General features: G+C 73.5%; 16 protein-coding genes. 7 read left to right on the top strand and 9 right to left on the bottom strand.

Annotated elements, in window-relative coordinates:
• Nucleotides 1–26 precede the first annotated feature (26 nt).
• Both RGQ06_RS04925 and RGQ06_RS04930 read left to right on the top strand, forming a co-directional pair.
• Nucleotides 27–1,787, top strand: a complete 1,761-nt coding sequence (locus RGQ06_RS04925; protein ID WP_432427678.1) for an SLC13 family permease — start codon at nucleotides 27–29, stop codon at nucleotides 1,785–1,787.
• 138 nt (nucleotides 1,788–1,925) lie between these two features.
• Complete coding sequence (locus tag RGQ06_RS04930) at nucleotides 1,926–3,044, top strand: zinc-binding dehydrogenase (protein ID WP_432427677.1); 1,119 nt, start codon at nucleotides 1,926–1,928, stop codon at nucleotides 3,042–3,044.
• A 2-nt stretch (nucleotides 3,045–3,046) separates the two neighbouring features.
• On the opposite strand, the gene RGQ06_RS04935 is transcribed toward RGQ06_RS04930, so the two are convergent.
• Both RGQ06_RS04935 and RGQ06_RS04940 read right to left on the bottom strand, forming a co-directional pair.
• The gene (locus RGQ06_RS04935) at nucleotides 3,047–4,429 is read right to left on the bottom strand and encodes a sensor histidine kinase (RefSeq protein WP_432427676.1); all 1,383 of its coding nucleotides are present in this window, start codon (nucleotides 4,427–4,429) and stop codon (nucleotides 3,047–3,049) included.
• A gap of 4 nt (nucleotides 4,430–4,433) precedes the next feature.
• The gene (locus RGQ06_RS04940; RefSeq protein ID WP_432427675.1) at nucleotides 4,434–5,117 is read right to left on the bottom strand and encodes a response regulator transcription factor; all 684 of its coding nucleotides are present in this window, start codon (nucleotides 5,115–5,117) and stop codon (nucleotides 4,434–4,436) included.
• Nucleotides 5,118–5,283: 166 nt separating this feature from the next.
• On the opposite strand from RGQ06_RS04940, the gene RGQ06_RS04945 reads away from it, so the two are divergent.
• Complete coding sequence (locus RGQ06_RS04945; RefSeq protein WP_432427674.1) at nucleotides 5,284–5,847, top strand: hypothetical protein; 564 nt, start codon at nucleotides 5,284–5,286, stop codon at nucleotides 5,845–5,847.
• Between the two features lie 9 nt (nucleotides 5,848–5,856).
• Here RGQ06_RS04945 and RGQ06_RS04950 read toward each other — a convergent pair whose 3' ends face one another.
• The 6 genes from RGQ06_RS04950 to RGQ06_RS04975 all read right to left on the bottom strand — a co-directional run bounded on the left by RGQ06_RS04950 (nucleotide 5,857) and on the right by RGQ06_RS04975 (nucleotide 16,143).
• Nucleotides 5,857–6,708, bottom strand: coding sequence for a hypothetical protein (locus RGQ06_RS04950; RefSeq protein ID WP_432427673.1), 852 nt, complete (start codon nucleotides 6,706–6,708; stop codon nucleotides 5,857–5,859).
• Complete coding sequence (locus RGQ06_RS04955; protein WP_432427672.1) at nucleotides 6,705–7,835, bottom strand: hypothetical protein; 1,131 nt, start codon at nucleotides 7,833–7,835, stop codon at nucleotides 6,705–6,707. Before RGQ06_RS04955 ends, RGQ06_RS04950 begins: the two co-directional genes overlap by 4 nt.
• Nucleotides 7,832–11,014 (bottom strand): MFS transporter, encoded by a 3,183-nt coding sequence (locus tag RGQ06_RS04960; protein WP_432427671.1) that lies wholly within the window; start codon nucleotides 11,012–11,014, stop codon nucleotides 7,832–7,834. The genes RGQ06_RS04955 and RGQ06_RS04960 overlap by 4 nt, the downstream gene beginning before the upstream one ends.
• A complete protein-coding gene (locus tag RGQ06_RS04965; RefSeq protein WP_432427670.1) occupies nucleotides 11,011–13,167 on the bottom strand; it encodes an ABC transporter permease in 2,157 nt (718 codons plus the stop codon). The genes RGQ06_RS04960 and RGQ06_RS04965 overlap by 4 nt, the downstream gene beginning before the upstream one ends.
• Nucleotide 13,168: 1 nt before the next feature.
• Nucleotides 13,169–14,914, bottom strand: a complete 1,746-nt coding sequence (locus RGQ06_RS04970) for a hypothetical protein (RefSeq protein WP_432427669.1) — start codon at nucleotides 14,912–14,914, stop codon at nucleotides 13,169–13,171.
• Between the two features lie 191 nt (nucleotides 14,915–15,105).
• Nucleotides 15,106–16,143 (bottom strand): GGDEF domain-containing protein, encoded by a 1,038-nt coding sequence (locus RGQ06_RS04975; RefSeq protein ID WP_432427668.1) that lies wholly within the window; start codon nucleotides 16,141–16,143, stop codon nucleotides 15,106–15,108.
• A gap of 133 nt (nucleotides 16,144–16,276) precedes the next feature.
• On the opposite strand from RGQ06_RS04975, the gene RGQ06_RS04980 reads away from it, so the two are divergent.
• Both RGQ06_RS04980 and RGQ06_RS04985 read left to right on the top strand, forming a co-directional pair.
• On the top strand, nucleotides 16,277–16,567 hold the full coding sequence (locus RGQ06_RS04980) for a DUF4235 domain-containing protein (RefSeq protein WP_432427667.1): 291 nt from the start codon (nucleotides 16,277–16,279) through the stop codon (nucleotides 16,565–16,567).
• A gap of 22 nt (nucleotides 16,568–16,589) precedes the next feature.
• On the top strand, nucleotides 16,590–17,432 hold the full coding sequence (locus RGQ06_RS04985) for a hypothetical protein (RefSeq protein ID WP_432427666.1): 843 nt from the start codon (nucleotides 16,590–16,592) through the stop codon (nucleotides 17,430–17,432).
• On the opposite strand, the gene RGQ06_RS04990 is transcribed toward RGQ06_RS04985, so the two are convergent.
• Nucleotides 17,425–18,084 carry a nitroreductase family protein gene (locus RGQ06_RS04990; RefSeq protein WP_432427665.1) on the bottom strand — a complete coding sequence of 220 codons (660 nt, stop codon included), beginning with the start codon at nucleotides 18,082–18,084 and terminating at the stop codon, nucleotides 17,425–17,427. The two genes, RGQ06_RS04985 and RGQ06_RS04990, sit on opposite strands and share 8 nt — an antisense overlap.
• Nucleotides 18,085–18,208: 124 nt before the next feature.
• Between RGQ06_RS04990 and RGQ06_RS04995 the strand changes: the two genes are divergently transcribed.
• Together RGQ06_RS04995 and RGQ06_RS05000 are read left to right on the top strand one after the other, a co-directional pair.
• Entirely contained in the window at nucleotides 18,209–18,808 is a 600-nt protein-coding gene (locus RGQ06_RS04995; RefSeq protein WP_432427664.1) for a disulfide bond formation protein B, read from the top strand.
• Nucleotides 18,805–19,467 (top strand): TlpA family protein disulfide reductase, encoded by a 663-nt coding sequence (locus tag RGQ06_RS05000; protein WP_432427663.1) that lies wholly within the window; start codon nucleotides 18,805–18,807, stop codon nucleotides 19,465–19,467. Before RGQ06_RS04995 ends, RGQ06_RS05000 begins: the two co-directional genes overlap by 4 nt.
• Nucleotides 19,468–19,470 lie beyond the last annotated feature (3 nt).

Raw genomic sequence — 19,470 nt, forward strand, 5'->3', positions numbered from 1 at the left:
GATCCCCGACCACTACGGTGCCGCCGATGTCCGGAGACGCGCTGGCGACGTTGGCCGTCCTGGTGGGCATGTTCGGCCTGCTGGCATCGGACCGGTTCCCGCCGTCCGGCGTGCTGCTCGGCGGCCTCGCCGTCCTCGTCCTCGGTGACGTCATCGAGCCGGAGGCCGGCTTCGCCGGGTTCGCCAACCAGGCCCCGCTGACCGTGGCCGCCCTGTACGTGGTCGCGGCCGGCGCTCGGCGGACGGGCCTGCTCGCCGGCATCACCGGACGGGTGCTCGGCGGTGACGGCGGCCGCTCGTCCATGGCCCGGCTCTGCCTCCCCGTCGCCGGCCTCTCGTCGGTCTTCAACAACACGCCGATGGTCGCCATGCTCCTGCCGGAGGTGGCCAGCTGGGCCCGCAGCAAGCGGCTGCCGGTGTCGCGCTTCTTGATGCCGCTCTCCTTCGCCGCCATCCTCGGCGGCACGGTCACCCTCATCGGCACGTCGACGAACCTCGTGGTGTCGGGCGTGCTCGAGCAGCAGGGCTACGAGCCGTTCAGCCTGTTCGAGCTCACCCCGGTCGGACTCCCGGTGGCCGTCGTCGGCCTGGCGGTGCTGATCGGCGCGGCGACCCGCCTGCTGCCGGATCGGTCCGACCCCGCCCTCGAAGCCGTCTCCGCGCTCCGCGAGTACGCCCTGCACCTCGAGGTCGAACCCGGCGGTGCGCTCGTCGGCACGTCGATCACCGATGCCGGGCTCCGCAGCCTCTCCGGCGTCTACCTCGCCGACATCGTCCGCAACGACCGCCACCTCGGCCCCGTGAGCCCGGACGAGCTGCTCGAGGCCGACGACCTGCTGATCTTCGTGGGGGACGTCACCGACGTGCTCGACCTCCGGGCCCGAGCCGGCCTCCGACCGCCGCCCGAGCAGGCCGACGTGCTCGATGGCGCTCGCGAGCCGCTGTACTTCGAGGCCGTCATCGGCCGGGAATCCGACCTGGTCGGTCGCACGCTCAAGGAGGTCGGCGGGCGCACGGGCTACCGGGCCGCCGTCGTCGCCATCCACCGCTCGGGGACGCGGGTCGAGGGCAAGCTCGGCGACGTCGAGCTCCACGCCGGCGACACGCTCGTGCTGCTGGCGAGCAGCGACCTGCGCACCGCCCGGCGAGCGATGGAGGACTTCCTCGTCATCGCCCCGCTGCAGCACGCCGTGCCCGTGATCGGCCGCAAGGCCCGCTGGGTGGCGCTGGCCCTCGCCGTCTTCGTCGTGTGCGCCGGCTTCGAGCTCACCACGGTCTTCGAAGCCGCCCTGGTCGCCGCCGGCGTCGTCGTGGGCGCAAGGGTCGTCAGCTTCGCCGAAGCCAAGCGCTCGATCGACCTCGACGTCATCGTCATGATCGCCGCCGCCCTCGGCATCGGGTCCGCGGTCGAGTCCAGCGGCCTGGCCCAGGACCTCGCCGACGTCGCCACCGACGGGCTCGGCTTCCTCGGCGTCGTCGGCGTCGTGCTCGGGATCCTCGTGACGACGAGCCTGCTCACCGAGATCGTCACCAACAACGCAGCTGCAGCGGTCGTCGTCCCCATCGCGATCCGGGCCGCGGAGGCGGTCGACCTCGACCTGCGCGTCATGGCGGTGGGCGTGGCGGTGGTGGCCTCGTCGTCGTTCCTGACCCCGATCGGCTACCAGACCAACGCCATGGTCTACGGCCCAGGCAACTACCGCTTCGGCGACTTCGTCCGGGTCGGCGGCATCGTGAACCTCGTCGTCCTGGCGGCTGCCACCACGATGGTCGTGACCCTGGGCTGATCTGGGCCGCGGCAGCAGCCGCCCGAGGCGTGGCTCGCGGCCGAGGAGCTCGGACCGCCGATCCACGGCCTCATGCAGGCGCGCTCCGGCGGGTGACACAGTGGCCTCCCGCTCCTCCCACGGAAGGCCACACCACACATGCCACGCCAGCTCCACTCGACGGTCACCGACGACGGCACGATCGTGCTGTCGATCGAGGAGGTCGACATCCCCGAGCCGCGCGAGGACCAGGTCGTCATCCGCGTCGAGGCCGCGCCGATCAACCCGTCGGACCTCGGACCGATGTTCGGCCCGGCCGACCTGCGCACCGTCCAGCAGTCCGGAGACGGCACCGACCGCACGATCACCGCCGAGATCCCGGAGCGCTTCCGCTCGATGGTGCAGGCGCGCGTCGGCGTGCCCGTCCCGATCGGCAACGAGGGCGCCGGCACCGTCGTCGCCGCCGGCTCCTCCGACGCCGCGCAGGCGCTGCTCGGCAAGACCGTCGCCACCTTGGGCGGCGCGATGTACGCCGAGATGCGACTGGCCCCGGCCGACCAGTGCCTCGTCCTGCCCGACGGCGTGTCCGCCGCGGAGGGGGCGTCCTGCTTCGTGAACCCGCTCACCACGCTCGGCATGGTCGAGACGATGCGCCTCGAGGGCCACACCGCCCTGGTGCACACCGCCGCCGCGTCGAACCTGGGCCAGATGCTGGTGAAGCTGTGCCTGTCCGACGGCGTGCCGCTGGTGAACATCGTGCGCCGCCAGGAGCACGTGGACCTGCTGCGCTCCCTCGGCGCCACGCACGTGTGCAACTCCAGCGACGACGACTTCCGGGAGCGCCTCACCGAGGCGGTCGCCGAGACCGACGCCACCATCGGCTTCGACGCCACCGGCGGCGGCACCCTCGCCAGCGACATCCTCTCGGCCATGGAGGTCGTCCAGAACCGCAAGGAGGGCGGCGGTGGCCGCTACGGCTCGACCCGCCACAAGCAGGTGTACATCTACGGCGGCCTCGACCGGTCCAAGACCGAGCTCGACCGCTCCTACGGGATGGCATGGGCCGTGGGTGGCTGGCTGCTGCCGTACTTCCTCGATCGGGTCGGACCCGAGCGCGCCCAGCAGCTGCGCGAGCGGGTCGCCGCCGAGATCACGACCACCTTCGCCAGCAGCTACACGGCGACGGTGTCGCTCGAGGAGGCTCTGAGCGCCGAGGCCGTGTCCGTCTACGGGCGCCAGGCCACCGGGGAGAAGTACCTCGTGGACCCCACCCGCTGACGTCAGCCCTCCGCTGAGGGCAGCGTGAACGTGACGTTCGTGCCCGACCCCGGTGCGCTCTCGAGGTGGACCTCGCCCCCGTGGGCGCGGACGGTGGCGTCGACGATCGCGAGGCCGAGCCCGCTGCCACCCCGGTGCCGGGACCGGGACCGGTCCGCCCGGTAGAAGCGCTCGAAGGCGCGGTCAGCGACCTCCGGTGCCATGCCGGGGCCGGTGTCGGCGACGGACAACCGCCCCTGCCCGGCGCCGGCGTCGACCGTGACCGTCACGGCCGCGCTCGACGGGGTGTGCGCGAGGGCGTTGCCGACCAGGTTGGCGACCACCTGGCGGACCTTGGCCTCCTCGGCGCGCACCACGACTGGCCCCTCGGCCCGGGCCGTGATCGTGCGGTCCGGGTCGACGGCGCGAGCATCGACCACGGCATCCCGGGCGATGGCGGCCAGGTCCACGTCGACGAGCTCCAGCGGCCGACCCTGGTCGAGGCGAGCCAGCGCGAGCAGGTCGTCGACCAGCCCGCCCATGCGGATGGCCTCCTGCTCGGTGCGGCGCATGGCGTCGTCGAGGGCGGCAGGCTCCCGCAGCGCGCCGGCGCGGTGCAGCTCGGCGTAGCCGCGGATCGTGGCGACCGGCGTGCGCAGCTCGTGGGAGGCGTCGGCCACGAACTGCCGGAGCCGGTCCTCGGCCCGCTGCCGCTCGGCGAAGCTGGTCTCGATGCTCCCGAGCATCGCGTTGAGGGCCACGCCGAGCTCGCCGACCTCGGTGCCGGGCGCGGCCTCGGGCACCCGCCGGGTGAGGTCGCCGCCGGCGATCGCCGCGGCCACCTCGGTCATCTGCTGCACCGGCCGGACCCCGAGTCGGATCACCCACACGGCCACGAGGGCGAGAGCGGCGAGGATGACCAGCGCCCCGAGGCCGCTCACCACCACCAGGTTGCGGACGGCGTCGTCGACCGCGTCGAGCGGGAGGCCGATGACCGTGATCGCCCCACCGGCCCGGACCGCCACCGGTCGCAGCCGCCAGCGGAGGTCGTCGCCGCCGCTGCCCACCGTGAGGTTCGTCCCGGACTCGACCGCGGCCTGGACCTCCCCGGCGGACACCTCGGGCAGCGCGAGGTCGGCGCCCCGCAGCCCCGGCGTGAGCACCGTGACGACCGCGTCGTCGCGCACGAGCGCCACGAACAGCGACGACAGGTCACCGCGACGGGGCGGGCCGATGCGGCCGTCGCCGAACCCGCCCTCGCGCACCGGCTGCACCGCGTCGTCCAGCTGCTCGTCGACCTGGTCGAGCAGCTTGGCCTCCGTCGTGCGGGTGACGAAGGCCAGCACGGCCACGAGGGCGAGCGCGACGAGCGCCAGCGCCGTGAGGACCCGGGCGCGCAGCGTCATCGGGTCACGACTCCCGGAGCGTGTAGCCCACGCCGCGGATGGTGTGGATCAGCTTCGGTTCGACGTCGTCGACCTTGCGGCGGAGGTAGCCGATGTAGGTCTCGACCACGCCGCCCTCGCCGTCGAAGTCGTAGTGCCACACGTGGTCCAGGATCTGGGCCTTGGACACCACCCGGCCCTGGTTGATCAGCAGGTAGCGCAGCAGGTTGTACTCCGTGGGCGAGAGGGCGACCTCGAGGCCGGCCCGCTGCACGCGATGCGCGTCGTCGTCCATGCGCAGGTCGGCGCAGCGCAGCACCGAGTCGTCGGGCTTGGCGAGGCCGGCCCGGCGCAGCAGGGCCTGGGTCCGGGCGACGAGCTCCTCCAGGCTGAACGGCTTCACCAGGTAGTCGTCACCGCCGAGCGTCAGCCCCCGCACCTTGTCCTCGGTCCCGTCCCGGGCGGTGAGGAAGAGCACCGGGGTGTGGTCCCCGTCGGCGCGCAGCCGCCGGCAGACCTCGAAGCCGTCGACGTCGGGCAGCATCACGTCGAGCACGACCAGATCCGGCCGCGCTGTGGGCACGGCGGCGAGGGCCTCCCGCCCGTCGGCGACGGCGACGACCTCGAAGCCGTGGTGGCGGAGCGCCGCGGTCAGCATCGAGCGCAGGTTCTCCTCGTCGTCCACGAGCAGCAGCTTCTCTCCGGCCATGCCACCAAGCATCCCCCATGGACCTGGGAGCCGGCTGTGAACGCGCTGGGAACCCCACGGCGGACTCTGTGCCTCTTCGTCCCCGGTTCACGGGTGGTTCACAGCCCGGGGGCGGATGCTTCGATCAGGCCCCGAGCGCCGGGGTCGTCCGACAAGGAGACCGATCATGCACAAGACCTTCGCAGCAGCGGCCATGGCCGCATCGCTCGCCGCCGGCGGGCTCGCGGGAGTCGCCATCGGGGCACCGGGCGTCGCCGGTGCCACCGACCCCACCACCCCCGCGTTCGACGGTGCCGTGCGCGGCGCCGGCTGGGTCCAGGACGCGCTCGCCGACCTGGTGGGCGAGGAGACCATCACCCAGGAGCAAGCCGACGCGGTCGAGGCCGCCCTCCGCGATGCTCGGCCCGATCGGGGGCCGCGCGGGCTCCGGCACCTCGGCCGAGGTGTCGTCGCCGAGGCGCTCGGCCTGACCCAGGACGAGCTGCACGCGGCCCTCGCCGACGGGCAGACCGTCACGGAGATCGCCGAGGCCCGGGGCATCGACATCCAGACCGTGGTCGACGCCGTGGTCGCCGACCTCGGGATCCGGCTGGAGGAGCGGGTCGAGGCTGGCGAGATGACCCGGGAGCGGGCCGACGAGGTGCTCGCCGAGGCCACCGAGCGTGCCTCGGACCACCTCGAGGGCGACCGACCTGCCTTCGGTGGCGGCCACCGACGTGGCGGCCGCTGAGCCGCAGCGTCAGGCGGAGCAGCCGAGCTGGTCGGCGATGCCGGCAACGAGCTCGGGAGACTGCCCGGTGTAGGCCTCGATCGCCGCCTCGATGCCGTACAGGACGTCCACGCCCGTGCCGATGGCGTTCGGGGTCTTCATCAGCCCGCTGACGTCGGTGGGGTATCCGGCATCGTGGGCGGCCCGATCGAGCTCGCAGACCGTCGCTTCGCCGGCGGGCGGCGGGAACGTGGCGCAGGCCGAGTACACCGGCGCCAGGTACGGGAGGACCTGCCCGACGGGCACGTCCTGGGCGGCGGTGCCGACCACGGCCACCACGACGGCGGCGAGCCCGAGGCCCGAGCACCCCTGGTCCGTGAGCGGGCCGACCGCAGCCAGCAGCGGCTGCACCTCGTCGGGCACGGGGGGCACGGGCACGGCCGGAGGCGAGGGCAGCGGGACGCCGGCAGGACCGGCGTCCTCGGCGTCGTCCGGGGCCGGAGCGGGGGCGGGCTCCTCGCCCCCGGAGGAGGGGGGCGGGGGTGGCGTCGAACCCCCGGCGCCGTCGATGACCGCAGCCGCGGTGTCGGTGTCGATGCCGAAGGCGTCGGCGACGGCACGGGCCGCGGTCGACGGGGGCGCGGCGGGGGCAGCCGATGCCGTCGACGGCGGCGTCAGCGGCAGCACGTCCTCGGGCGCGGTCGCACCGGCGGGCGAGGAGCTCGATGCCAGGTCGGCGAGGTCCCGGGGCCCGACGGTCGGCACGAGGAGCATGGCCACGAGGAAGAGGCCGAGCGCGGCGTAGTGCCGCGGGTAGCGCCAGACGTGCTCGCGGGCGACCACGATCCCGGGCCGGTGGACGTACATCTCGTCGTCGTTCACGGTGCGCCTCCTGGCGGCGTTCGGGTGAGCGTCCTGGCGATGGCGATGAGCTCGTCGGGCGGGAGCGTGCCGGCGACGCGGACGAAGCCGCCGTCCGGTCGCAGCACGCGGACCTCGCTGGCCCGGAGGTCCCACGCCACCTCGGCCGTGCCGATGCGCCCGAGGTCCTGTCGGGACGTGACGGGCCGTTCGTCCCACGGCGGGGCCACGCCGGGCATGGTCGCCCCCTGGTCGAGCACCAGCAGATCGACGCCCCGCACCCAGGCGTCGGAGACGAGGGCGACCTCGGGACCGCGCACCTCGCCGGCCTCAAGACCCTGGGGCGAGGGCGGCGCGACCACCCAGCGGCCGACGTGGTCGAAGCCGGCCGGCGCGACCAGGGCCCAGTGCTCGGCGAAGCCGGCATCGTGGTCGCCGGCGACCGCTCTCGTCGAGCCGCCGCCCTGCTCGAACGGCAGCGGGCGGGCGTCGGACGGGACCGCGAACCGGTCGTCGTCGATCGTCCGGACCGCGACCGAGGTGGCCTCGCGGGTGCGGCGCACCTCGCCGTCGACGACCCAGCGCTCCCGCAGGACCAGCGCGCCGTCCGCGATGCACACATCGGCGTGCTCACCGGGCACGGCGCCGACGGGCGTCAGCACGCCGGCCGAGACCGGTCCACCGAAGCGGTGGTCGCGGCACGCCATGCCGGCGACCCGTCGAGTGGCGCCGGGTTCGACGTGACCCGCGGCCACGGCGTCGTCGAGCACGGCGTCGATGCGGACATCACCGCTGGCCGGGGCGATCGGCACCTCGATGGCGAGCCACCGCCCGTCCCCACCGGCGGTGGCGAGGACGCCGGCGTCGCTCACCCGTCCCGTCCCCCCCGAGCGGACGGCAGAGCGGAACGGGCGGCTGATCGCCACCTCCTCCTCCACGACGGTGCCGTCGGCGAAGGTCGTCCGGTAGGTGATCTCGTGGTCGAGCGCAACACCCGCACTGCCAGTTCGAGGGGGGTCCCCATCGTCGGCCGTGGGCACGAGCAGCAGCGCCCCACCAGCCACCGTCGCGGCCAGGGCCCCGCCCACGGCCCAGCGGGACCTCGTGCGGTGGCCCGGAACGGCGCTGCGGAGCGCGAGGGCGGTCACCCGGCGCCGCTCCCGTCCGTGTTGGCCCAGCCGTCGGCGTCGACCTCGGCGCCGCCGAGGTAGGACTCGGCAACGGCCGGGTGGGTGAGCACCGCGTCCGGCTCGCCCTCGGTGAGGTAGGTGCCGCTGTCGAGGGCCACGAGGTGGTCGGCGATCGAGGTGAGCAGCGGCATGGAGTGCTCGATGATGAGGATGGAGGCGTCGAGCTCGCGCTGGACGTCGAGCAGGATCGGGCCGAGCGCCTCGGCCTCCTTCTGGGCGATGCCCGACGACGGCTCGTCGAGCAGCAGCACCCTGGGGCCGATGCCGAGCAGGGCGGCGATCTCCACCATCCGCCGCGAGCCGGTGGACAGCTCGTCGACGAACTTGTCGCGGAACGACCCCAGGCCGACCAGCTCGATGAGCTCCTCCACCCGCAGGCCCAGCCGCGCTTCGCTCGCCCGGGCGCCGGGCATGCCGAGCATCGACGACAGCGGATCACCGACCTCGACCTGGCGCTCGAGGGACACGGCGATCGCCTCGCGGACGGTGAGCGAACCGAACAGCCGAGCGTCCTGGAACATGCGGCCCAGGCCGGCACGGGCGCGGGCATGCGCCGGCCAGGCCGTGATGTCGCGGTCGAACAGGCGAACCCGGCCACCGTCGAGGGCCTGGAACCCGGACACGAGGTCGAAGATGGTGGTCTTGCCGGCACCGTTGGGTCCGATGAGGCCGAGCACCTGGCCCTGGTGGAGCGTGAAGGACACATCGCTCACCGCGGCCACGCCGCCGTAGCGCTTGGTGAGGCCGTGGACCTCGAGCACGGGCGGTGCCTCGAGGACCTCGGCCGAGGGGCGCCGGGGGGTGGCGGGCACGGGGTCCGAGGTCTCCTTGGCGCCCGAGCCCTTCAGGTAGACGGCCCGGAGGATGTCGGTGCGCTCGAGCAGCTCGGCGGTGGAGCCCTCGAAGCGGACCTCGCCCTTCTCCATGAACACGGCCCGGTCGGCCAGGCGGAGGGCGGTGTGCACCGACTGCTCCACCAGGATGATCGTGGTCCCCTCCCGGTGGATCTCCCGGACGATCTCGAGCAGGCGCTCGACGATGGTCGGGGCGAGCCCGAGGGACAGCTCGTCGATCATGAGCAGCTTGGGCTTGGCGACGAAGGCCTGCGACAGCGACAGCATCTGCTGCTCGCCGCCGGACAGCGCCCCTGCCGGCGTGTGCAGGCGCTCGCGCAGGCGGGGGAACAGCTCGAGGGATCGCTCGGTGGCCCACGCCACGTGGGCCTTGTCGCTGCGGAACATCCACGCCGAGGCCCGCAGGTTCTCGGCCACGGTCAGGCCGGGGAACACGCCGCGCCCGCCCGGCACCTGGGCGATGCCCATGGCTGCGGTGGCGTTGGCGTCGAGGCCGCTGATGTCCTCGCCGTCGAACACCACCCGGCCCTCGTCCTTGGCCAGCAGGCCCGACACCGCCTTCAGGACGGTGGACTTGCCGGCGCCGTTGGTACCGAGGAGGGCGACGATCTCGCCCTCGGCCACCTCGAGGTCGACGCCGAAGAGCACCTGGGTCTGGCCGTAGGAGGCATCGACGCCCTCGACTCGCAGCAGCGGCACGGGGCGCTCGACCGTGGTCGGGTCGTCGAGGGACCGGTCCATGACGGCCGCCCCGAGCGACCGCGCCTGTGGCCGGTTCGCCGCCGCCTTCGCCGACCGCCGGTTGGTCTCGATGTCGGCGTTGACGAACAGCCCGGACGAGGCCAGGACCACCGAGCCGAGGAGGTACACGGGGATGAGCACGAGCATCCCGGCGCGCAGGCCGTGGGCGTCGCCGATGGCCCCGGCGACGGGGAGGAACAGGATGCCGGGGAGGGCGAAGATGCCGGCCGCCGAGAACCCGAGGGCGCGGCAGCGGGCTGGCAGCACCAGCGACCCGACGGCGTAGATCCCGGGGATGAGGGCGACGGCGAGGATGGCGAACACCACCCGGGCCACCACCGAACCGAGGAACACCGGCGACAGCGCCATCGCGGCGATGGCGCCGCCGGCGATGAAGCCGGCACCGGCGAGCAGCTTCACCACGTGGGACGGGTCCTTGGTGAGCGCGCGCTGCACCACGACCGCCCCGACCGCGATGCCGACGAGCTGGAAGGCCTCGGAGGCGGACTCGAGCACGCCGCGCTCGGCCGGGGAGAGCCCGTAGACCTCCTCCCAGAACAGCGAGAGCAGCGCGGCGAGGCCGATGAGGCTGGCCGAGAGGAAGGGCAGCGCGTAGAAGACGCGCCGCAGGCTGCGGATCGCCCAGAGGGTCCGCCACGCCTCCTTGAAGGGGAGCGGCTCCTCCTCGATCTCGACCGTGGCGTCGTCGGCACCGGCGGCACGCCGGTCCCACACCCCGCGGGAGGGCTCCACCAGCCGCAGCGAGATCACGACCAGGACGACGGTGGGCACGGCGAACACCAGGAACGGCGTGCGCCAGGTGAACAGGGTGGCGAGCACGCCGGCGGTGACCGGCCCGGCGATCTGGCCGACCGTGTTGGCCATCTTGTGCAGGTAGTACACGCGTGCGCGGGTGTCCGGCGGGTAGTAGTCGGCCAACAGGCTGTTGTGCGTCGGGTCGTTCACCGCCTTGCCCACCCCGGAGCCGATGCGGGCGAGCAGCAGCACGCCGATGGCGGGCGCCACGCCGGTGAGCACGGAGAACCCGGCCCAGGCGACGGCCCCGCCCCGGGCCATGCCGAGGCGGTTGCGGCGGTCAGCCTGGTGGGCGATGGGCAGGCCCAGCACCAGCACCACGAGCGAGAACGCGGTGATCAGCGAGAGGATGCCCTGGTTGGACATGCCGAAGTGGTCGCGGATGTCGGGGGCCAGCACGCCGAACGCGGTGCGGTCCAGCTCGTCGACGGCGTTGAGCCCGAAGAGCACGAGCAGCGGCAGCGCCGGCGCCGTGCCGGTGACCCGGCGGATGTCCCACCGGCTGCGGCCGGCCTCGACGGGTGCGGGAGGCGGCACCAGGTCGAAGACGGCGTCGGGGTCGGGCGGGACGGGTGGCGGCACCTCGACGGGCGGATCCACCGGTGCGGCGACGGCTGGCTCCTCCACCAGCACCGGGTCCCGGGGCTGGTCCTCCCGACCGGCGGCACGGAGGGGCTCGCGCCGGCGGGACCGGGTGCGGGTGGTGGCCGGGTCGGCCGTGGTCACGTCCGGACCTCCTCGGGTCGGCGCTGCGGTTCCGTGGGGCCCGGTTCGACGAGCACGACGTCGCCCTCGGCGATCATCACGTCCACGGTGGGCTGGTCCCGGGGGTCCTCGACCCGCTCGTCGGCCAGCAGGCTCGGCACGACCAGCCCGTGCTTGCGGGCGACCCGGCGCAGGTAGGCGTCGCGCCCGCGGTAGACGAGGCCGCCGAGGCCCTCGGGCAGGAACATGAGCAGCAGCAGGATGCCGAAGCCGCTGGCGAGCAGCTCGTACTCCGGGGGCAGGAAGAACTCGGCACCGCGGACGTAGACGGCGCCGAGGATCGCGCCCGGCAGCGACCCGAGGCCGCCGATGACGACCATGGAGAACATGCGGATCGACACCGCAGCACCGAACGCGTCGCTGAACAGCCCCTGCTGGTTGATGACGTAGAGGCCGCCGGCGAAGCCAGCCAACCCACCGGAGATGGCGAACGCGGCGAGCTTCACCCGGGTGGTGTCGATGCCCGCGGCCTCGGCGTTGGCCTCGTTGTCGCGCACCGCGATGATCGCCCGTCCCATCCGACCGGCGCGCAGGTTGCGGACGGCGACGACGGCGGCGAGCAGGCCGATCAGGCACAGGAAGTACTGCTGCCAGCCCTCCGACAGCGGGAAGCGGCCCCACAGGACCGGCTGGTCGAGGCGGGTCTCGATCAGCCAGGGCACGTAGCGGTCCTCGAGGAGGAACGTCTCGGCCGTGACCGCGAACGCCAAGGTGGTGACGGCGAGGAACAGCCCGCGGATGCGCAGGGCGGGCAGGCCGACCAGCACCGCGGCGCCGGCGGCGAACACCACCCCGGCCGGGACGGCGAGCATCAGGTCCCAGCCGTGACGCCCGTAGAGGACGCCGCAGGCCGCGCCACCGAAGCCGACGAACGCGAACTGCCCGAGGCTGATGTGGCCGGCCCACCCGGTGAGCACGAACAGCGAGAGGGCCACGATGGCGTAGATCGCCACCAGCGCAGCGGCCTGCTCCTGGCTCGGGCTCGCCCACAGGGGCAGGGTGATGACCCCGACGGTGAGCAGGGTGGTGAGGCCGAAGCCGGCCCAGCGGACCTCGGGCAGGTCACGCAGCTCGGCGGGGACGGGCCGGATCTCCCGGACCGCCTTCCAGGTCGAGATGCCGGTCTCGGCCGCCCGGGAGAAGAAGTCCTTCTGGAGCAGCAGCCCGATGAGGATGACGCCGACGAGCAGGGCGTCGACGAAGTCGGTGTCGGAGTACTGCCAGGCGGCGGCCTCCTGGAAGATCCCGATGCCGATGGCGGCCACGACCGTGCGGGGCAGGCTCTCCATCCGCCCGAGCACGGCGGCGGCCAGCGTGCGCAGCAGCAGCGCGTTCCCCGCGCCGGACACGGACTGGAACGAGGCGAAGCCGACGAGCGGCACCCGCAGGATCACCGCCGTCGCCGACAGGAACCCGGCCAGGGTCCACACCAGCGTGGACAGACGCTTGACCGGGATGCCGACGAGGTTGGCCCGGTCGCCGTTCTCGGCCGCGGCCCGGATGGCGACGCCGTAGTCGGTGAAGCGCAGGAACCAGACCAGGCCCAGCATCACCAGCGGCACGACCGCCATCACCATGACGTGATCGCCGCCGAACACCTGGGGGTGCACGTCGAAGCGGAACGCGAACGGCGTGGCGAAGGTGCCGGCGGCGAGCCCGCCGATCATCAGCGGGATGATGATCGACAGGGCGTTGAGGATCTGGGCCAGGCCGATGGTGGCCACGGTGAGGATCAGGCGCGGGGCCCGGTGGAACCGGCGGATCACGAGCCGGTCGATGAGCCCGCCCATCGCCCCGGCGAGCACGAGGGCCACGGCCACGGCGACGAAGTAGTTCCAGCCCCAGACCAGCTTGAACTGGATGGCCAGCACCGCCGCCACCGACCCCAGCTCGGCCTGGGCGAAGTTGACGATGCGGTTGGCCCGGTAGACGAGCACCACCCCGATGGCGAGGAGGGCGACGAGCGAGCCGAACACCGCGCCCCGGATGACGATGCCGATGGGCAGACCCCGATCCATGAGGCGGGCCAGCACGCCCCACAGGACGAGGACGGCGCCGACGCCCACCAGCGGGCGCAGCCGTTCCGGGACGGGGAGGTCGAGGAAGGAACCCACGTCAGGCCCCCGGGTAGATCGGCGGGTCTTCGGCGGGCCACTCGCCGTTGCGGAACCGCTGGCCGCCGTAGGTCTCCACGAACGTGCCAGGCGTCCCGTTCTCGGGTGACACCTTCGACCGGGTCCAGTAGATCTCCCGGGAGTCGTCCACCGCGGTGTGGTCACCGGCGCCGGGCGTGCCGTCCGGGCCGTCGGCGAAGGACCAGTACCCGAGCGAGAAGTCGGGTGCGCCCCCCGGCGGGATGGTCCGCGCCCCGGCGGCGATGGCCTCGGCGCTGAGCGCCGGGCCCGCGGCCTGGAGGAAGTTGTAGGTGAGGATGAGCCCGCTGTAGCCACCGGAGGCGCCCTCGACCATGCGCTGACCAGTGATCAGCTCGTAGAGCCGGCCCGGCTCGCTGTCGGGCCCGACGATCTTGGAGGTGGCGCCGAGCTGGCTCATGCCGAACATGTGGCCGTCGGCCTGGTCCTGGTCGTAGAGCTGGCCGAACAGGTCGGTGTCCTGCAGCGCAGTGCCGATCAGGAACCACTCGGGGTGGTACGCCTGGGAGCTGGCGCTCTGGGTGAGGAAGATGGCCGAGATCGGGTCGCAGGCCATCACCACCGTGGTGGCGCCGTCGGCCTTGAACTGCACCACGCCCCGGGCGGCCTCGTCCGGGAACCGGCTGACGTCGAGGGTGTAGTTGTACCGGGAGCTCGGCGGGATGCCGTACTGCTCCTGGCCGACCCGCTCGGTGATGTCGACGCAGTGCTGGTACTCGTCGTTGTTCGGCACGTAGGTGGCGAACGTGCGGTCCTTGGCGGCGAGCAGCGGGTCCCCCGCCCACTTCGCCGGCTTGCCCACCAGGCGCTTCCCGATGTACTCGGCCACCTGGTACGAGATGCGCTCGCACTCCATCGTGAAGGCCCAGACGTAGGGGTGGAGGGCGGCGTAGAAGCGCTCCGGGAAGTAGGCGGCGCCGTTGAGCACCGCCACCCCCCGCTGCGCCGCGCACTCGGCGAACGGTCCGCTGACCGGCGCGGCCCGCGTCCCCACGACCGCGAAGGCGCCGAGCTCGTCGGCCACCACGCCGGCGTCGAGGCAGGCGGCCTCCCGCCCCTTGCTCTGGGCCTCGTCGGTGGAGCTGCCGAAGCGGCTCTCGTAGCGGATCCAGCGGACCGTGCGGCCGTACAGCTCGTAGTGGTCGTTCAGGTACTGCTTGAACACCTCGAAGACGGCGTCCTGCTCCTCGTCGGACGCTGCGCCGGCCTGCTCGGTGACCGCACCCACCGCCTGGCTGTTCGCCGTCTCGGGGAAGACCCGCTCGACGATCACGATCTCCTCGGCGGTCACGCCCCGGGCCGTGGCACCGCCGTTGTCGCCGGACCAGGCCGGCACGCAGGGCACGGCGTAGGTGGAGACAGGGATCTGGCGCACCCCCGGCTCGCACGGCAGCCCACCGACCGTGGTTCCCGAGGCCCCGGCTGCGGGCGCCCCGGCTGCTGCCGGCGCCGGCGCTCCCTCCGGCGCCCCGCCGGCGTCGACGGCCCCAGCGCCGGCGCCCTCCACCCCGACGTCGCCGGTCGTGGCGGTCGCCCCGCCGCCGGATGCGGCCGACGTCGCCGTCCGCCCGCCGGTCGAGGGCCCGGCCGCACCGTCGGCCAGCTCCAGCGTGCCGGTGCCACCGGGCCCGCCCGCCACGACGGCCTCCGGCTCCGTGGTGGGGAAGAGCACGGCGATCACCACCCACGTGGCCGCGACCACCCCCAACGGACCGATCTTCGTGACCAGTGGTCGCCCTTCGCTCGACATGCCTTCCCCCAAGCACACGTCGGCGCACCATCCCCCGGTGCACCGATTCACTGGTGCCTCGTTCGTCGTGCCGGCGGGAGAATCCTGCCTGACCCGCCGGTCAATTACCGAGGGTTACAACCGGCGCGAGGGCCAGCGGCGCGGCGCGATCAGCTCGGGAGGCGACGGGCGCTGCGCCCGGATGCGGCGGCCCGGGCTCGCTTGCGCTCGTACATCTGGCCGTCGGCGGCCCGCACGCTGGCGTGGAGGCTGCCGGCCGGCTGGCGGACTGCGCAGCCGACGGAGGCGGCGACGCCGGCGGCGGCCAGCGCCTCTGTCAGGCGCTGTTGCAGGCCGGCGAGGCCGTCGGCGGTGACCTCGGGCAGCAGCAGGGCGAACTCGTCGCCACCGATGCGGAACGCCTGATCCGCGGAGCGGAGGGTCTCGCGGATCGTCTCACCGGCCCGGCGGATCAGGTCGTCGCCCGCACCGTGGCCCCAGGTGTCGTTCATGGCCTTCAAGCCGTCGAGGTCGAGGACGACGATCCCCGCCCGGTGCCCGAACCGGGCGCAGCGGGCCTCCTCGCGGTCCACGGCGCGCTCGAAGGCGCGGCGGTTGCCGAGACCGGTCATGGGATCGCTGAGCGCTGCGCTCTCCGCCGCATCGAGGCGCCGCTGCAGGCGGCTGCGGTCGAGGTCGAGGCCGAGCACGGACGTGAGCAGCTCCACCGTGAGGCGGACCATGGACTCGTCGTCGCGCAGCGCGGCCTCCTCCCGGGCGTCGGCGGGCAGCGCGCAGATCGCCCCGAACAGGCCGTCGCCACCCCAGAGCGGGAACGCGACGAGTCCGGGGAAGTCGGGCACCTCGGCCGGCCGCTGACCTCGGAGCGGTTCGACGTTGCCCTCGGTGAGATCGACCACCACCTCGTCGGCCCACAGCGACGCGAGCGTGGCCAGGTGCGCACCGGCTCCGACCGGGTGGTCCAACACGTCGCCGGGCCGGAACCCGTGGCCCCCGTGCCCGGCCAGCACGATCCACTCGTCGCCGAGGTAGCGGGCCAGCACCCAGTCCGACACGCAGGTGTTCGTGCCGAGGCGGGCGACGACGGACTCGGCGTTCGCGAGGAAGTCGATGATCGCGATCGGTGCCGCGCCCTCGACCGGGGTCGAAGCGCTGAGCGTTCGCCCCTCGTCGCGTCGTGCTGGCACGTCCATCCATCCCTGATACCCGAACCGCCGCCCGCCAGAAGCGTAACTCACTACGCAATGTGGGGCAATACCGTCATAGAGTGACGAGTCGGCATTCGTGGCGGCCGGGGCGGGAGCTGGGTAGGGCCCTGCCATGGCTGACACCCGCTCTGAACGCGTCCGCTGGGCCGCCCTGTCCAAGGTGAGCGCCGTGGTCGGCGCCATCGCCACCCGCAAGCTGCTCCAGGCCCTGTGGCCCGCCGGCGACGACGCCACCGGGCCACCGTTCAACCCGGCCGACCGGCGCGTCGCCTGGTCGACCGCCGTGCAGTGGGGCATCGCAGCGGGCGTGGGCGCCGGCCTCGCCCGGGTGATCAGCCAGCGCGCCGCCGCGGCGGGCTGGGAGGCGGCCACCGGATCGGCGCCCCCTGGCCTGAAGACCTGACACGGCCGCGTACACTTCCTGCGTGCTCTCCCAACGCTGGCGCGCCTCTGTCCCCGTGGTGGCCGCGGTCGCGGTGGTCGCCGCGCTGTCGCTGCTGACCGTCACCGTGATGAGCAACATCGGCGGCGACGACGAGCGATCCTTCGTCGACGTCGACGGGTCGACCAGCACCACGGAGGCCACCCGGCGCGTCCCGCCGCGCCCCACGACCACCACCACCAGCGAGGCCCCCGAGGTGCTCGGCGAGACGACCGAGCGCGACCCCGACGTCGACGCCGACGCCGACGCCGATCCCGATGCCGACACGCCGGTCACCACCGCCGCGCCGGCACCGGCCGCCCCGGCACCGGCCACGCCCACACCCACGCCGGCGCCGACGGCCCCGCCGACGACGAGCGCGCCGGCCCCGACGGCACCGCCCACCACGGTGTGCCGCAACAGCACCGACCCGTCCTGCGGCGACTTCTCCTGGGACCCGCAACCCGGCGACTACGACGTCGAGGTCTACGCCGTGTCCACGCCCGTCACCGCCACCGCCGGCGAACCGGTGACCTTCGCGGTGGACTACATCGACCCGGCCGGACCCGATGCCGAGGGGGCGTGCCTCAACTGGTTCGTCACCGACCCGGCCGTCGTCAACACCTCGAGCTGCGAGGTCCTGGCGACCGCCTGCGACCGCACGGGCCCCCACGACCCGCCGGCACCGAGCCGGGAGCGCATCTCGCTCCAGCGGACCATCGTGTTCGAGACGCCCGGCGAGCACGAGGTGACCATCGGCGGCAACATCGCCACCCACCTCGCCGACGGGTGCGAGAGCCCCTACACCAACAGCTTCTCGCGCACCTTCATCATCGTCGTCAGCTGACGCCGGGCCACGGGGCGCCGAAGCGGTCCCGGTGGGCGAGGCGGGACGGCGGCTGCCGGGTGATGGGCCCGTGCCCTCCGAGGACCGGGTAGCCGATGGGCACCATCGCGGCCGTGGCCCACCCGTCGGGGATGTCGAGGAGGGCTCGCACGTCGTCCTCGCGGCGGCAGTGCAACGTGGTGATCGCGCAGCCGAGGCCCTCGGCCACGCACGCCAGCAGCAGGTTCTGCACCGCCGGGTAGACCGAGCCGCCGCCGACGATGCTGATCCGGTCGAGCCGGGCGTCGGTGATCGCCATCTGCGACGGATCGGCGCAGAAGACCAGGATCGCGGGCGCCTCGGCCAGGTGCTGCGCGAGGTGGTCGCCGGCGGCGGCGATCTTGCGCCACGGTTCGAGCTGCTCGTCCGGGAGGCCCTCGAGGCGCGCCATGAAGCCGGCGACGTAGCGGTCCCACTCCGGCTGGTAGATCGCCTGGAGACCGGACTTGCCCTCGTCATCGGTGACGACGACGACCCGCCACGGCTGCTGGTTCCCGCCGGTCGGCGCCCAGCACGCCGCTTGCAGCACCCGCTCGAGCACGTCGTCGGGGATCGGGTCCGGTCGCAGACGTCGGACCGTCCGCTGCGTGCTCATCGCCTGGTACAGGTCCACCGGTTCCCCCGTTCGGTCGTGTGACCCCGAGTCTGACCGATCATTCGTGACTTTGGTCGGTTGTCGACCGTGTCGCACCGGTGCAATCGTCATCGTGCCCGCTTCCCCCCGACCGGAGCACGGAATGGACGCAACCCAGGTGGCCGACGTGTTCGGTGCGATGGCCGCCATGGCCGTGGTCGGGGTGGCGCTCGCCGGCATCGCCGCGGCCGTCCACCGACCGACCCGTGAGCTGGTGCGCGAGCTCGTCGACCAGCACGGCCGGATCAGCGCCTGGCTCGTCGCCGCCATCGCCACCGGTGGGAGCCTGTGGTTCTCCGAGTCGGCCGGCTTCCCCCCGTGCGAGCTGTGCTGGTACCAGCGCATCGCCATCTACCCGCTGGTGGTCGTCCTGGGGATCCGGGCCCTGCGCCGCCACGGCAGCCCCGACCTCCGCCTCGCCGGGCTGGTCCTCGTCGGCCTCGGCCTGGTCGTCAACCTTTGGCACGTGGCCATCGAGACGTTCCCGGACCTCGACACCGGCGCGTGCGACGCCGCCGTCCCGTGCACCGTGCGCTGGGTGGAGGGCATCGGCTTCTTCACGATCCCGCGCCTGGCCACGGTGACGCTCGTCCTCGTCGGACTGGCGCTGCTGGTCGACCGCACGGACCGCCGCGGCCGGGACGACGAGCCGCACCCCTACGATCTCCAGTCGAGCACCCCCGTCGGAGGACCCACCCCATGAGCACCACCAAGCAGCGTCCGCGCCCGGGCGGACCGGTCGCCAGTCGCCGGTCCTACACGCCCTTCATCGTCCTCGGCGTGATCCTCGTCGTCGCGGTCGGCATCGCCCTGCTCGCCTCGAGCGGCGGGGACGACGGCGCGGAGGGCGGCGTCGACGGGGGCCAGCTGCTGGCCACCGCCGGCATCTCCGCCACCGGCGCCCAGCTGCCGCCGCTGCCCGAGGGCGGCGACGACCCGGCCGTCGGCACGGCGGCACCCACCCTCGAAGGGGTCTCGCCGGCCGGCCAGGGCACCGCCGTCGGGTTCGACCAGCCGACCCTGATCGCCTTCATGGCCCACTGGTGCCCGCACTGCCAGGCCGAGCTGCCCGAGCTGGTGGAGCTGGCCGAGTCGGGCGACCTCGACGAGCTCGACGCCGTCGTGGTCCTCACCGGCACCGACGAGTCCGCCCCCAACTACCCGCCCGGCCCGTGGATCGACAGCGAGGGCTGGACCGGTCGCGTCCTGCTCGACGACGAGAACGGCACGGCAGCCAGCGCGTTCGGCCTGACCTCCTACCCGTACCTGGTGCTGGTCGACGGGGACGGCAACATCGTCGACCGCAACGCGGGTGGCCTCGGCCTCGACGGGCTGCGGGACTTCGTCGCCCAGGTGGGCTGAGAC

Source organism: Salinilacustrithrix flava, from assembly GCF_041228405.1.
GTDB lineage: Bacteria > Actinomycetota > Acidimicrobiia > Acidimicrobiales > Salinilacustritrichaceae > Salinilacustrithrix > Salinilacustrithrix flava.

What these genes read in the sequence shown, in the direction of transcription:
- RGQ06_RS04925 (WP_432427678.1), top strand. Translation starts at nt 27, where the DNA reads ATGTCCGGAGACGCGCTGGCGACGTTGGCCGTCCTGGTGGGCATGTTC.
- RGQ06_RS04930 (WP_432427677.1), top strand. Translation starts at nt 1,926, where the DNA reads ATGCCACGCCAGCTCCACTCGACGGTCACCGACGACGGCACGATCGTG.
- RGQ06_RS04935 (WP_432427676.1), bottom strand. Translation starts at nt 4,429, where the DNA reads ATGACGCTGCGCGCCCGGGTCCTCACGGCGCTGGCGCTCGTCGCGCTC.
- RGQ06_RS04940 (WP_432427675.1), bottom strand. Translation starts at nt 5,117, where the DNA reads ATGGCCGGAGAGAAGCTGCTGCTCGTGGACGACGAGGAGAACCTGCGC.
- RGQ06_RS04945 (WP_432427674.1), top strand. Translation starts at nt 5,284, where the DNA reads ATGCACAAGACCTTCGCAGCAGCGGCCATGGCCGCATCGCTCGCCGCC.
- RGQ06_RS04980 (WP_432427667.1), top strand. Translation starts at nt 16,277, where the DNA reads ATGGCTGACACCCGCTCTGAACGCGTCCGCTGGGCCGCCCTGTCCAAG.
- RGQ06_RS04995 (WP_432427664.1), top strand. Translation starts at nt 18,209, where the DNA reads ATGGACGCAACCCAGGTGGCCGACGTGTTCGGTGCGATGGCCGCCATG.
- RGQ06_RS05000 (WP_432427663.1), top strand. Translation starts at nt 18,805, where the DNA reads ATGAGCACCACCAAGCAGCGTCCGCGCCCGGGCGGACCGGTCGCCAGT.